This window comes from Flavobacterium granuli, from assembly GCF_031456055.1.
Taxonomy (GTDB): Bacteria; Bacteroidota; Bacteroidia; order Flavobacteriales; family Flavobacteriaceae; genus Flavobacterium; species Flavobacterium granuli_A.
In genome coordinates, this window is sequence record NZ_JAVDTX010000003.1 from 268,291 (window position 1) to 281,912 (window position 13,622).

General features: G+C 35.2%; 9 protein-coding genes. 6 read left to right on the forward strand and 3 right to left on the reverse strand.

Going from position 1 to position 13,622, the window contains the following annotated elements:
- Positions 1-8: 8 nt before the first annotated feature.
- Positions 9-710 carry a hypothetical protein gene (locus J2W95_RS08210; RefSeq protein WP_310005816.1) on the reverse strand — a complete coding sequence of 234 codons (702 nt, stop codon included), beginning with the start codon at positions 708-710 and terminating at the stop codon, positions 9-11.
- 262 nt (positions 711-972) lie between these two features.
- Between J2W95_RS08210 and J2W95_RS08215 the strand changes: the two genes are divergently transcribed.
- The 6 genes from J2W95_RS08215 (at position 973) to J2W95_RS08240 (ending at position 9,631) form a co-directional block, all read left to right on the forward strand.
- Positions 973-1,935 (forward strand): L-threonine 3-dehydrogenase, encoded by a 963-nt coding sequence (locus tag J2W95_RS08215; protein WP_310005818.1) that lies wholly within the window; start codon positions 973-975, stop codon positions 1,933-1,935.
- Positions 1,936-2,449: 514 nt separating this feature from the next.
- Complete coding sequence (locus J2W95_RS08220) at positions 2,450-2,986, forward strand: hypothetical protein (RefSeq protein ID WP_310005821.1); 537 nt, start codon at positions 2,450-2,452, stop codon at positions 2,984-2,986.
- 181 nt (positions 2,987-3,167) lie between these two features.
- Positions 3,168-4,331 carry an acetyltransferase domain-containing protein gene (locus J2W95_RS08225; RefSeq protein WP_310005823.1) on the forward strand — a complete coding sequence of 388 codons (1,164 nt, stop codon included), beginning with the start codon at positions 3,168-3,170 and terminating at the stop codon, positions 4,329-4,331.
- Between the two features lie 247 nt (positions 4,332-4,578).
- Entirely contained in the window at positions 4,579-5,250 is a 672-nt protein-coding gene (locus tag J2W95_RS08230; protein ID WP_310005825.1) for an SDR family NAD(P)-dependent oxidoreductase, read from the forward strand.
- Positions 5,251-5,629: 379 nt separating this feature from the next.
- Entirely contained in the window at positions 5,630-8,290 is a 2,661-nt protein-coding gene (locus J2W95_RS08235) for an MGH1-like glycoside hydrolase domain-containing protein (RefSeq protein WP_310005826.1), read from the forward strand.
- 126 nt (positions 8,291-8,416) lie between these two features.
- Positions 8,417-9,631, forward strand: coding sequence for a DUF418 domain-containing protein (locus J2W95_RS08240; RefSeq protein WP_310005828.1), 1,215 nt, complete (start codon positions 8,417-8,419; stop codon positions 9,629-9,631).
- Between the two features lie 264 nt (positions 9,632-9,895).
- Here J2W95_RS08240 and J2W95_RS08245 read toward each other — a convergent pair whose 3' ends face one another.
- Both J2W95_RS08245 and J2W95_RS08250 read right to left on the reverse strand, forming a co-directional pair.
- On the reverse strand, positions 9,896-11,770 hold the full coding sequence (locus J2W95_RS08245; RefSeq protein WP_310005830.1) for a M1 family metallopeptidase: 1,875 nt from the start codon (positions 11,768-11,770) through the stop codon (positions 9,896-9,898).
- 62 nt (positions 11,771-11,832) lie between these two features.
- Positions 11,833-13,410, reverse strand: coding sequence for a S8 family peptidase (locus tag J2W95_RS08250; protein ID WP_310005832.1), 1,578 nt, complete (start codon positions 13,408-13,410; stop codon positions 11,833-11,835).
- Between the last annotated feature and the right edge of the window lie 212 nt (positions 13,411-13,622).

The following is a 13,622-nucleotide window of genomic DNA, read 5'->3' on the forward strand; positions in this document are numbered from 1 at the left end:
CGTGACTCTTATTGTTTCTGTTGTTGTGGACTAGCTGCTCCGCCTGGATTTCCAGGTATTGTTTGAGTTCCTGGGATTTTTGGATTTCCTTGTAGTGTTGGGTTTCCAGGCGTCACCGTACTTCCGGGCATCGCTGGATTTCCTGCTTGTATAGCTCTTGTAGTATCAAGCATCATCAATAATTCAGATTCGCCTACTTCCATTGGGATTTTGCTTTTCTCAACAATCTTGTCCATTTGTCTTTGCAAGGAAACCAGCTCCAAATTAATTTCTGCAAGACGTTCGGCAACTTTTTTATCCGAAACTTTATCCAGATTAATGTATAAATCCAACATTCGAACTTGGGTAATCAAAGTTGCAATTCGGCTTCTTATCTGTGGATTGTCAAATTGTGCAGGAATATTGGTATTCAAAGCCATCACTTTGGTCGATAGAGCCTTGGCTTTCTTTTGAAAAGCTGTAATTGTTTTCTTTGGCTTAACGGACAACTCATCCATAAAAGCGCGCCACTCTGGCCAAGTTTTCAAGGTAGCTTCTGAAGTAGAATTGATAGGCGTATCAATAAAATTCCACTCTTTATTTATGGTTTTAAAAATTAATTCTTTCTTTTTTGCATCCCTTAAGTTATCGGCAAGTCGTACATCATTGTCGTTTTTACACGAAAACTGCATCAAAAGCACCAAAAAAAGTAGCGTTAATTTATTGTTCATTTCCTAAATTATTTGAGTCACAAAGTTACAAAGTAAATTTACAATGGCAATCGCTATGCCAATCACAATATCAATGGCAATGACAATAGTAAATTTGATAACAATTTCAATAGAAATGCCAACTTTAATGACAAAATAGCAACGTCAAGAATTACGACCTTTTCTAGGTTTTACTTATTTTTTTACAATATATATAAAAATGAATGTCTTTATACGTGATAATTTGCGAAATCGTTATCTTTGCATTTCAAAACAACACACAATGAATCCAAAGATCTTAATTATTGGCGCTTGCGGGCAAATCGGTACCGAATTGACCCATGAACTTAGAGCCATTTATGGAACCGACAATGTTATCGCTTCTGATATTCGTAAATTGAATAACGATGTGGTGAATTCTGGCCCTTTTGAGGTAATCAATGCGTTAGATTTTAACCAAATCGAAAATTTAGTAGAACTTCACCAAATTACCGATGTGTATTTGATGGCTGCCTTACTCTCTGCAACTGCCGAAAAAAACCCTGCCTTTGCTTGGGATCTAAACATGAATTCGTTGTTTCACGTTTTGAATTTGGCGAAAGCCGGAAAAATAAAAAAGATATTCTGGCCTTCCAGTATCGCCGTTTTTGGACCGACAACCCCAAAGGAAAACACGCCACAATACACAGTTATGGAACCTTCAACCGTTTATGGAATCAGCAAACAGGCTGGTGAAAGATGGTGTGAATACTACCATAACATTTTTGGGGTCGATGTAAGAAGCATCCGTTATCCGGGATTAATCAGCTGGACAACATTGCCAGGCGGAGGAACTACGGATTATGCCGTAGACATTTACCACAAAGCACTAAGCGATGGAAAATACGAGTGTTTTTTGAACTCCGAAACCAAAATGCCGATGATGTACATGGATGATGCCATTGCCGCCACTATCAATATCATGAAAGCACCTATTGAGCAAATCAAGATACGCTCTTCCTATAATTTGGCCGCCATGAGTTTCACCCCAACCGAGATTGCTGCCGAAATCAAAAAACACATTCCAGAACTGGAAATAACCTACGCACCTGACTTCCGTCAAAAAATTGCCGACAGTTGGCCTGCCAGTATTGACGACTCCCGCGCCAGAGAAGATTGGGGCTGGAACCACGAATTTGACCTGGAAATGATGACCGTCGATATGCTAAAAAATCTAGCTCCTCAATACAACACCGATTTACAATAACACACCAATTATCATCTATTGGGCGTGCCACCATAAAGAGAAGGGACCAAATCACTGTAACGGTGATTTGGTCCCTTCTCTTTATGCTGTCGGGCTATTCGCGCTACTTCGGTAGCTTGCTTCTGTCCCTCACTCAATACCTGCACCCAATATTGTCATCCTTATAAAGGTTACTTAATTCGGCAACAAAAATTATATTTAATAATTTTTGTTACGATGAGAAGCAACAGTAAAAACGAGTAGGTCATACCAATAATATTTGGTACGACCTACCTGTTTTTGACCAGAAAACTTATAAAACATATCAAAATGACAGCAACAGTAATAAATATAAGAAAGGTCTAGGGGAACTTTCCGGAGGCAATAAACAACATCTGAATTGATTTTAAAATCCATTTTATTCAAAAAATAAACGGTATGTTTGTCAGACAAAGTCACCTTTATTTAGGTGGATATGTGTGATTTTGTCACAGATATATACAAGTTGTCAACAAGCTGAAAAAAAACACGAAGAATGAAATTCGACAGAAAAGATAAAATAGAAATTTTTGAAAATGCAATTAGTTGGATTGTAGTATTTGCAATGTTTATTTATGGTGGAGCTAAAATATTACAATTTGATGGAGCTTCTGAAATTGACAAAACTGTTTCAGAAATGACTGGAATGGAATTGATGTGGGCTTTTTATGGTTACTCCAAATCATATGCAATAACTTTAGGCCTTTTTGAAATAATTGGGGGAACATTGATTTTGATGAAAAGAACTAGAATTATTGGTTGTTTGTTCACATCTACTATACTTGTAAATGTGATTTTGCAAGACATATATTTTGAAGTGCATCTTGGAGCTCTAAAAGCAGCGATTCTATACCAATTGTTAATTCTAATAATTTTATGGTTAAATAAAGATAAAGTTATTCAAAGCATAAAGACTTTAATCAATTTCAATAAATCTCAACAACCGAAATATAAATTTATAATCAAATTAGTTATTGCTTTTATTTGTTTTGTAATATTGAGAATAACAGAATACTATATAACAATTAAATGATAAAGCAAGTTGCAAACAGCTACTACAACGGATTTGGGCAATAGGCTTAATGGAAAGTTGGTTTTGTATTTGGGAGATTTGGCAAATCCGAAAATAGGGCTTAATTTAGTCCCAAACCCACTGTAGTCCCAAGACGTTAGTGGTCATTGTAGAACCATACTGCAAATCAAACAAGCGAAAAATGAAACGAATTCATTCGATTGATATAGTAAGAGGCATAGTGATGATAATAATGGCATTAGACCATGTTCGAGATTTAATTCACATAGATTCAATTACACAGAGCCCAACTGATTTTACAACCACTACACCCATACTGTTTTTTACAAGGTGGATAACTCATTTATGCGCCCCGATTTTTGTTTTTTTGGCAGGCACATCGGCTTATATGTCGTTAAAAAACAATAATAGCATATCAGAAACAAGGCGAAATCTACTAAATAGAGGTTTATTCTTAATTTTACTTGAATTTACTATTGTCAATTTTGCGATATTTTTCGATGTTGGTTTTCACACCATATTATTTGAAGTGATAGCTAGTACAGGTTTTGGATTTATTATTTTGAGTTTATTACTAAAATTATCCGCAAAGCAACTAGGTATTATGGGGTTACTTATACTATTTTGTCATAACCTTACACCACTTATTCCATTTGGAGAAACATCAATTCTAAAAGTTATATTAACACCTTTTTTCAGTCCAACTGCCATACCTCTTTTTGCAGGAAAAACATTTGTAATGGGTTATCCCCCAATTCCGTGGTTAGGTATTATGCTGATTGGATTTGGTTGTGGCCTTTATTTTGAAAGGACACAAGAAAAAATGGAAAAAATATTTATAAAAATTGGATTAGGGGCATTGGCATTATTTACAGTAATCCGTTTTATAAATATTTATGGCGATGGATTGCCATGGACATCACAAAAAAATGCAATGTTTACTTTTATGTCCTTTACGAACATTAGCAAATATCCGCCATCGCTTCTGTTTTGTTTAGTTACGCTAGGCATTATGTTTTTATTACTTGCCTTTTCAGGACGATTGAGCGATGGGCTTAAAAACATACTTTCTGTTTATGGCAAAGTGCCATTGTTTTACTTTATTATACATTTTTATCTGATTCATTTAATCACACTCATGATTTTAATGATCCAAGGTTTACATTTTTCTCAATTTGAATTTGCAACAGGAACTTTCGGCAGACCAAAGGGTATAGAAAGTGGATTACCACTTTGGGCAATTTATTTAATCTGGTTAGCCGTTGTTATAGTACTTTATAAGCCCTGTCATTGGTATGGGCAATACAAAGCAACCCATAAAAATTGGTGGTTAAAATATATTTGACAATACAAGAAAAACAACGAACCGCGAACAAGTACTACTACAGATTTGGGCAATTAGTTTAATGGAAAGTTGGTTTTGTATTTGAGATGATTTGCTTCGCCTGTTCGCTATCGCTCAGGTGACAAATCCAAAGAAGGGGATTAATTTATTACCAAACCCCTGTTATACCAGAACGTTCTAAGAGAACTCAAGTAATTGAAACATAGTTAAATAATAATTTTGTGAACATTATATAATAAATTAAAAGATGAAGAAAACAGTTTTATTGACGGGAGCAAGTAAAGGAATAGGTTATGCACTTTTTAAGCTTTTTATTGAAAATGGCTATAATGTAATCGGGACAAGTAGAACAGAAACAAAATTAAGTTCAACTGATAATAGTGCAGAGCATATTAGACTTGATTTGGCTGATATGGAAAGTATCAAAAAATTTGAAAAATTCATTATTGATAGTGAAATTAAAATTGACATCCTTGTAAACAATGCAGCAATTGGACCCGATTTGAACACTTCCCTTCCAGATGAAAATTCATTTCGCCAAACTTTTGATACTAACGTTACCGGAACTGTATTTTTCACAGAATCAATGTTAAACCATTTGAATGAAAACGGAAAAATAATAAATATTTCCTCTAAAATGGGTTCAATTGCTGTATGCCAAAAAAATGATTCAGTTGCTTACAGAATGTCTAAAACTGCCTTAAATATGTATTCTAAAATCCTAACAAACAGACTTTTAGGCAAGCAATCAATAGCAACGATACACCCTGGATGGGTAAAGACAGAACTTACCGAAAACAATATAAATGCTCCTTTATCAAAAGAAGAATCTGCCAAAAACATATTTGAATTTATTCAAAGTGATTATAAAACAGGAATTTATTGGGATGCTCCCGAGAAAATAGAAATTGAGTGGTAAAAAAGAACGAACCTCCAACATTTGCTACTAGTGATTTTGGCAATAAGTTTAATGGAAAGTTGGTTTTGTTTTTGGGACATTTAGAAAATCCTAAAAAAGTATTTATTTCATTATGTAAGCTAAAAGTGAGTCGTTGACAAAAAAACAAATGTATCACCTTCAAAAATCAATAATTGAACTCAGTTCAATTGAATTTCTACATCATCCCACTAAAATAAAATCAAAACAAATTCCCGTTTTAGGCCGATTCTGTAAATAAAATAATAAAACAATTCATAAATAACTTTTCATTAATTATCTCAGAGGATTTTTGCCAATTAAATACCTATTTTTATACGTGTTTTGACTAAATTGCATTTAGAAACAAATTAGAAAGGGTATGCCAGAAAGAGATCCGGAAAATAACGCCGAAAAAGCACGTTTGCAGCTAAGAACCGATAACAAAGGCTGGAAAAAATGGGGTCCTTATTTAACAGAGAGACAATGGGGAACAGTTAGAGAAGATTATTCTCAAAGCGGTTATGCCTGGGGAAGCACTACTCACGACATGGCTCGTTCCAAAGCCTATCGCTGGGGAGAAGAAGGCATCGGTGGAATTAGTGACAACAAACAACACATCTGCTTAGCTTTTGCCTTTTGGAACCACAAAGACCACATCCTAAAAGAGCGTTTCTTCGGATTAACTCCATCCGAATCAAATCACGGTGAAGATGTAAAAGAAATTTACTATTACCAAGATTCCACTCCTACCCACTCGTATCAAAAAATGCTTTATAAATATCCTCATGCGGCTTTTCCGTATGAAAAACTGATTCAGGAAAGCAAAAAACGCAGCCGTCAGGAACCCGAATATGAATTGCTGGATACAGGTGTTTTTGACAAAGATGAGTACTTTGACATTACCATCGAATATGCCAAAGCCGACGAGCAAGACATTTTAATAAAAGTAACGGTAGAAAATCGTTCCAAACTAGCAGCTCCCATTACGGTTTTACCCACAATCTGGTTTCGAAATACGTGGAGTTGGGGCTATGAAAACTACAAGCACAAACCCACTTTAATTGGAGTTGAAAAATCACATATAGAGGTCAATCATCAACTCGTGGGGCACTTTAATTTATATGCCGAAAAAGCTAAGGATCTTTTATTTTGTGACAACAAAACCAATTTCGAAAAATTATACAAATCCCCTGCTCAATCCTCTTACGCCAAAGACGGAATCAATGATTATATTATTAGCCAAAAAAGAACCAGTATAAATCCAGACGCCATTGGCACCAAAGCCTCGGTACATTATGATGATTTCATCCCTGCGTTTGGCAAAAAAGAATACCGACTTCGTTTTACCAACACAAAGCCGCTCTATCCTTTTGAAGATTTTGATGATCTTTTCAAACAAAGAATTAAAGAAGCTGATGAATTTTATGCTCCTCTTCAAAAAGGAGTAAAAGACGAAAAATTAAAATCCATTCAACGACAAGCCTATGCAGGTATGCTTTGGACGAAACAATGGTATTACTATAATGTTTTTGAATGGTTAAAAGGAGATCCATCAACTCCCAGACCGGATGCTAATCGAAAAGAGGGACGGAATAGTTCTTGGAAACATATGTACACGTCCAACATTCTCTCGATGCCGGACAAATGGGAATATCCTTGGTTTGCGGCTTGGGATTTGGCCTTTCATACTTTGCCTTTGGCCAGATTGGATCCTGATTTTGCCAAAAGGCAATTATCCGTTATACTTAGGGAATACTATATGCATCCAAACGGACAAATTCCTGCTTATGAATGGTCGTTCTCGGATGTCAATCCGCCTGTTCATGCATGGGCAACTTGGAAAGTATATCAAATTGACAAAGAAGCCAATGGTGGTATTGGAGACACTATTTTCTTAGAACGTATTTTTCACAAACTGCTACTTAATTTTACGTGGTGGGTGAATTTGAAAGATAAAAACGGAAATAACATATTTGGTGGTGGATTCCTTGGGATGGATAATATTGGGGTATTTGACCGCTCTGCCGATTTGCCCACTGGAGGCCACTTGGAACAAGCCGACGGCACAGGTTGGATGGCGATGTACTGCCTGAACATGCTTCGGATAGCCTGTGAAATAGCACTGAAAAATCCAGTTTATCAAGATATGGCATCCAAATTCTTTGAGCATTTTCTTCAAATTTCGGGAGCTATGCAATCTTTGGGTGACAATAAATTGAACCTTTGGGACGAAGAAGATCAGTTTTATTATGACATGCTCCATAAAGAAAATGGTGATGCCGAATCGTTAAAAATTCGTTCGATGGTTGGGTTAATTCCACTATTTGCCGTCGAAGTTTTAACTCCTGAATTACTCGAAAAATTACCCATATTCAAACGTCGTGTCGAATGGGTTTTGAAAAATAGGCCAGACTTGGCCAGTTTGGTGTCCAGTTGGTACAACCCTGGGAAAGGAGAGACCCGTTTGCTTTCTACTCTTAGAGGACATAGAATGAAAATGATCCTCAAGCGTATGTTTGACGAAAAAGAATTTTTGTCTGATTACGGTGTGCGATCTTTATCGAAATATCACAAAGAACATCCATATAAATTCAAACATGATGGCGGAATTATCCAAGTAAATTATACGCCAGCCGAAGCCACTGGAGATATGTTTGGCGGAAATTCAAATTGGAGAGGTCCTATTTGGTTTCCTATGAATTATTTGATTTTGGATTCACTTGAAAAATTTCACAGCTATTATGGCAAAGACTTCAAAGTAGAATTTCCAACTAATTCAGGTGAATTGGTAACCCTGCAAAAAGCTGCCGAAGGTGTTGCCGAAAGATTATTGGCATTATTTGTTCCCGCTTCCAATAAAAAGATTCCGATGTATGGAGAATACAAAAAGTTTCAGGAAGATTCTCTTTTCAATAAAAATCATTTGTTTTTTGAATATTTTGATGGAGACAGTGGGAAAGGTTTAGGAGCCAATCACCAAACGGGATGGACAGGATTAATTTCGGAAATTATTAGGCATTTGAATGAGGTAGCGGAATAACATTTAGTATACATCATAAAAAAATCACCAATAAGATATTTAAAAATCTTACTTGGTGATTTTTTATTTTTCCTACATTTGGGTTTTTTAAAAAACCAAAACTAACCCATTTCTCAATTTTAAAACATGAACAAAACCTATAAACCTATTGAAGATAATAACAGAACCCCAATTGTTGATATTCTAAGAGGCTGGGCTTTACTGGGAGTTGTCATTGGTAATTATGTCGATTATAAATACATTGGCATACCCATCGATTCCAGTGCTAAAAATATATTCTCGACAGTTCTTGGAAATATTCATCAATATGTTTTTGTAGCCAAATCTTGGACATTACTGAGTGTTTTATTTGGTTATGGTTTTGCAATTCTGATCCAAAATATGGCGAATAAAGGCAAAAATCCCGTTGGCTTTTTTGCATGGCGAATGTTGATTCTTTTTGTGTTAGCTTTTTTTAATTCGGCTATTTGGTTAGGTGATATATTGAAAGATTATGCTTTTCTGGGCCTTATTTTATTATTGTTTTATAAGTGTTCTCCAAAAACAATTCTTAGGGTGAGTTTGTTTCTTTTACTCACTATTCCTGTAATTTCCGGTTATGTCAATACACTTGAATATGCAGTTCCTGATGTGTATTCTGATCCTAAATATTTACAGTTGTATCATTCAAGTAACTGGTTAGATGTGTTTGAGTACAATCTATTGGGTACTTATTACAGTCAAATGCTAAATTTAACTTATGCAATAACAGTCCACATAATAATGTTTGCTTGTATGTTATTGGGGTTTTATGCTCAAAAAACAACTTTTTTTACTAGATTGCCCGAATTGAAAAAAAACTTAAAAAAGACATTTTTTATTAGTCTAGCAATTGCACTTCTACTCATTTCTATTTTTGAAATTGTTTTTTCAAAAGACCTAGTTTTTCCAACTTATTTCAGACCTGGTTATTGGTTAATATTAAGTACAATGCTTTGTATTGCTTCGGGAATCTGTATTTTGTACAATCATAATAAACTACAAACCATTTTTGCTTATTTCAGACTTTCGGGTAAAATGACATTGACTAATTATGTCGTTCAAAACTTATTGGCTTTTCTTATTTTCTCAGGTGTTGGTTTAAAATTATATAATACCCTGCCTTATTGGTCTTACTTTCTTTTGGCTGTTTTTGTATTCATTATTCAATTATTTATTAGCAAATGGTGGCTTTCCAAATTCAATTACGGCCCAATAGAATGGCTTTGGAGAATTCTAAGTTACAGAAAATTATTTCCTTTCAGAAAAACTAAATCTGAATTGATCTCAAAAGAAGCGGAAGCTGTTGTTATTGAGGTTTAAGATTGTTTCAAAGACTCTGCAAAATCTAATTGATAACTCTAAATTTCTAAGTTTATACTAATGCTGTTATGTACGGGTGAGGGATAGAAGCTAGCTACCGAAGTAGCGCGTATAGCCCGACAGCATAAAGAGAAGGGACCGAATCACCGTTGTGATAAGCTGGTCTCTTCTCTTTATGGTGGCACCTCCCAATAATTTTAACTAAAAAAGGCTCTTTTAAAACGTTACATTTTAAAAGAGCCTTTTATGCTTTGTGAACAAAAATTATTTCACTTCGTAAACATTATTTGCTTGTTTGATATCTGCCATTAAACCGCTTGGGTCGATGGTGATTTTCTTGATAGACCCCTTTGGTTTTGAAATATTGAACTCAAAAGTAGGATACGCCCAAGCCCAATCGTTAAGAACCGTTCTTGTAATGGCTGGAGTTGGGTTTTCTTTTTCAAAACTCATCATGCGTAACGGAATGTAGAAACTCTCTTTACTTCCATCTGTATATTCTACTAGTAAATCAATAGGCATTGGCGTTCTACCGATACGTTCTAAAGTTACCGTTGTTTTGTCGGCGTTTTCTTTGATATCTTTGATTCCGTAATCGATAGTGTTTAATGTTTCTGTCCAATCTACCAAGTACCAATCTAGATTAGCTCCCGAAACTCGCTCGGCAGTTCTCTTGATATCGTTTGGTGATGGGTGCTTAAATTTAAATTCTTGATAGTATTTTTTCAACGTTTTGTTCACGTTGTCTTGACCAATAACATAAATCAATTGCGACAGAAACAAACTTCCTTTTACATAAGATGCAATACTATAAGGGCGGTTTTCGTCATAACGATCCCCGTGTGTAGATAATGGTTGTTCTTTCCCAGATTCCACTAATTTATAGTAAGTGGCATAATTCCCTTTGAATGGGTTTTCTTCCTTTTTAACGTTCAATTCATTCAGAGCCAAATCTTCGATATAAGAGGTAAAACCTTCGTCCATCCAAGGGTGTTTGGATTCGTTGGATGCCAAAATATGTTGGAACCAAGAATGTCCCAACTCATGTGCTGCGGTACCTAACATTCCTTCCAATTTTCCGTTTCCTAGCATCAAGGTACACATGGCATACTCCATTCCGCCGTCACCTCCTTGTATAAATGAATATTGTTTGTATGGGTAATCGCCTACGATTTTATTATAAAAGTCCATCACCTTTACCATCAAAGGTTCTAATTTTTTCCAGTTTTCGACTACTGCAGGTGTGTTTTTGTAAAAGAAATGTAAATCTACATCGTTAGGTCCTTTTACTACATCATGTACATAATTTTTATCGGCAGCCCAAGTAAAATCATGCACCATTGGTGCTATAAAATGCCACGTTAATGTTTTTGCTTTTTTTGGATAAACTACCGTAACACCAGCATCTTGATAACCATGACCTATTTCGTTTGGCGTCTGCAAATAACCGGAACCTCCCAAAGTATAATCTTTATCAATTGTGATTTTTACATCAAAATTTCCCCAAACTCCGTGAAATTCTCTTGCAATATAAGGATCAGCATGCCAACCTTCAAAGTCAAATTCGGCCATTTTTGGATACCATTGCGCCATCGACAATTCGATTCCTTCAGCATTATTTCGTCCCGAACGACGAATTTGTAATGGTACTTGACCATCAAAATCTAGAGTAAAAGTTGTTTTTGAATTTGGTAAAATTGGCTTAGCCAAAGTCACTTCTAGAATCGTTCCCACTTCTTTAGCAACAGCTGAAACACCATCTTGTTTGAAATTGGAAATTTTCAAATATCCAATTTCATTCGGCTTCAAATTTTTGATTCGACTTTCTTTTACGTCTATACCATCCACTTTTATTTTGGTCACCATACGCCCATCTGGATCTTTGATGGTTTGCAATCTGGCATCCATTTCGCTTCCCGGTTGAAAAGCATTATTGTACAAATGATAATACACTTTCTTCAACGTATCTGAAGAGTTATTGGTATAAACCAATTCTTGTTTTCCTTTGTACTGATAATTTTTGACATCCATAGTGACATCCATTTTGTAATCAACCTGTTGTTGCCAGTAACCCGATTTTTGGGCGAATAAATTCCCAATACTTAGGGAGAATAAAGTAAATAAGAAGAGTTTGCGCATAGTATTTAAAATAAAAAAATGGAAGAATCAAAAACTCTTCCATCGGATTAATAGTAGTTAAATTATTTTTTAGACATTTTTTCGGCCATCAATAAAGCATTGTAAGCATTGACCATTTTGCCTGATTTTGATGAATCAACAGATGTTTTTGGTTCTTTATTTTCTCCCAAAACTACATTAATAGGAAGTGGAGTTCCAGAATCCATCAAAATTTGTTTCACTTGTTTGGCAGATAATTTTGGGTAATACGAACGAATTAAGGCAGCAACTCCAGCAGCATTTGGTGAAGCCATAGAAGTTCCTTGCTCATATTTGAATTTGTTATTAGGAACCGTTGCATAAATTTCTGTTCCAGGCGCATAAACATCAACGTTGAAAGCTCCATAGTTTGAAAAATCTGCAATTACATTTTCTCCGTATTTATTATCCAAAGCACCAATAGTCAATACATTCGAGGCGAATTCTTTTTTATTGTCTTCGGAGTCATTTGGGAAACTTGGATTTTCTGACAAGTCAATATTTTTCCCATCGTTTCCAGCAGCATGAACAAATAACACATCTTTCTTTTCGGCATATTTTATAGCGTCAAAAACCCATTGCTTGTGTGGAGAATAACTTTTTCCAAAGCTTCCGTTGATTACTTTAGCTCCATTATCTACTGCATAACGAATTGCTAAAGCAATATCTTTATCATACTCATCTCCATCTGGAACTGCTCTAACGGCCATAATTTCTACATTATTAGCAATTCCGTCACCACCAATATTGTTACCTCTTACTTGTGCAATGATTCCAGCAACGTGGGTTCCGTGAAGTGCATCTTCCTTGTCTGGTCCGTAAACAATATTATTTCCGTATTTCGTGTCTTTAATATCTTCTGGATTATCTCCTACAATTTTTCTACCGTCAAACTCTTTGTTCAAGTTATAGTCCAATTGGTCGTAAACATATTTTGTGTATTCTTCAATTTCAGTTCTGAAATTCGGACCTGCATTACTCATGATACGGGTCATGATCATTTTGCTTCTGGACAAATTGGAATCAGTTGTTACGATTCCGTTCAAATCTTCAATAGTATAATTTTCTTTATTCAAATGCTTTTGAATTGCCTTATCGGTAGCAATTAAGAAATCCATTTGCTGTTTTTCTTCCTTTGCTTTATTATACTTTTCTTCATAAGCCGCCAATGCTCTTTTGTATGTCACCGAACCATCATCCCCCTTTTTTATAACTCGGGTCATTTCTAGAGTTTCATGTCCAGCATTTCCAAGAAAATTCCAACCGTGAATGTCATCGATATAACCGTTTTTATCGTCATCGATTCCGTTTCCTGCAATCTCTTTTTTATTGGTCCAAACTACCGATTTCAAATCATCGTGTTCAATATCAACACCCGAATCTATAATTCCAACAATCACTTTTACTCCTTTTTTTCCTTTAAGTAATTCCGCATAAGCTTTATCCACACTCATTCCCGGAACACTATCTTTGGCCAAATCCAGATGTGACCATCTTTGTAATTCAGGTTCGCTTAATTCTCCTTTTTTTGCAACATAAGTTGTAGCTGTTTGCGCATTGGCCGAAAGGCATAAAGACAAAGCAGCCAGTAATGTTATTGAGGTTAAGTTTATTTTTTTCATTTTTTGTAGTTTTCCCATTAATATGAATATGTTCCAAAAATAGCGGAAGTAATTTAGATATTAATCGATCATTAACGGTTTTTTATGATAAAATGCTTTTGGAAGTAAATTTTGTGAGAAAAATACAAATTTTAAAATATTTTAACAAAAACTTTAGAAAATAAATTGGTTTTCGTATTCTTGTAATAACCTAAATCATAAAGCTTTTCATA

Bases quoted from the DNA above. Each gene is read 5' to 3' on its own strand.
- J2W95_RS08210 (WP_310005816.1), bottom strand. From the start codon at position 710: ATGAACAATAAATTAACGCTACTTTTTTTGGTGCTTTTGATGCAGTTT.
- J2W95_RS08215 (WP_310005818.1), top strand. From the start codon at position 973: ATGAATCCAAAGATCTTAATTATTGGCGCTTGCGGGCAAATCGGTACC.
- J2W95_RS08220 (WP_310005821.1), top strand. From the start codon at position 2,450: ATGAAATTCGACAGAAAAGATAAAATAGAAATTTTTGAAAATGCAATT.
- J2W95_RS08225 (WP_310005823.1), top strand. From the start codon at position 3,168: ATGAAACGAATTCATTCGATTGATATAGTAAGAGGCATAGTGATGATA.
- J2W95_RS08230 (WP_310005825.1), top strand. From the start codon at position 4,579: ATGAAGAAAACAGTTTTATTGACGGGAGCAAGTAAAGGAATAGGTTAT.
- J2W95_RS08235 (WP_310005826.1), top strand. From the start codon at position 5,630: ATGCCAGAAAGAGATCCGGAAAATAACGCCGAAAAAGCACGTTTGCAG.
- J2W95_RS08240 (WP_310005828.1), top strand. From the start codon at position 8,417: ATGAACAAAACCTATAAACCTATTGAAGATAATAACAGAACCCCAATT.
- J2W95_RS08245 (WP_310005830.1), bottom strand. From the start codon at position 11,770: ATGCGCAAACTCTTCTTATTTACTTTATTCTCCCTAAGTATTGGGAAT.
- J2W95_RS08250 (WP_310005832.1), bottom strand. From the start codon at position 13,410: ATGAAAAAAATAAACTTAACCTCAATAACATTACTGGCTGCTTTGTCT.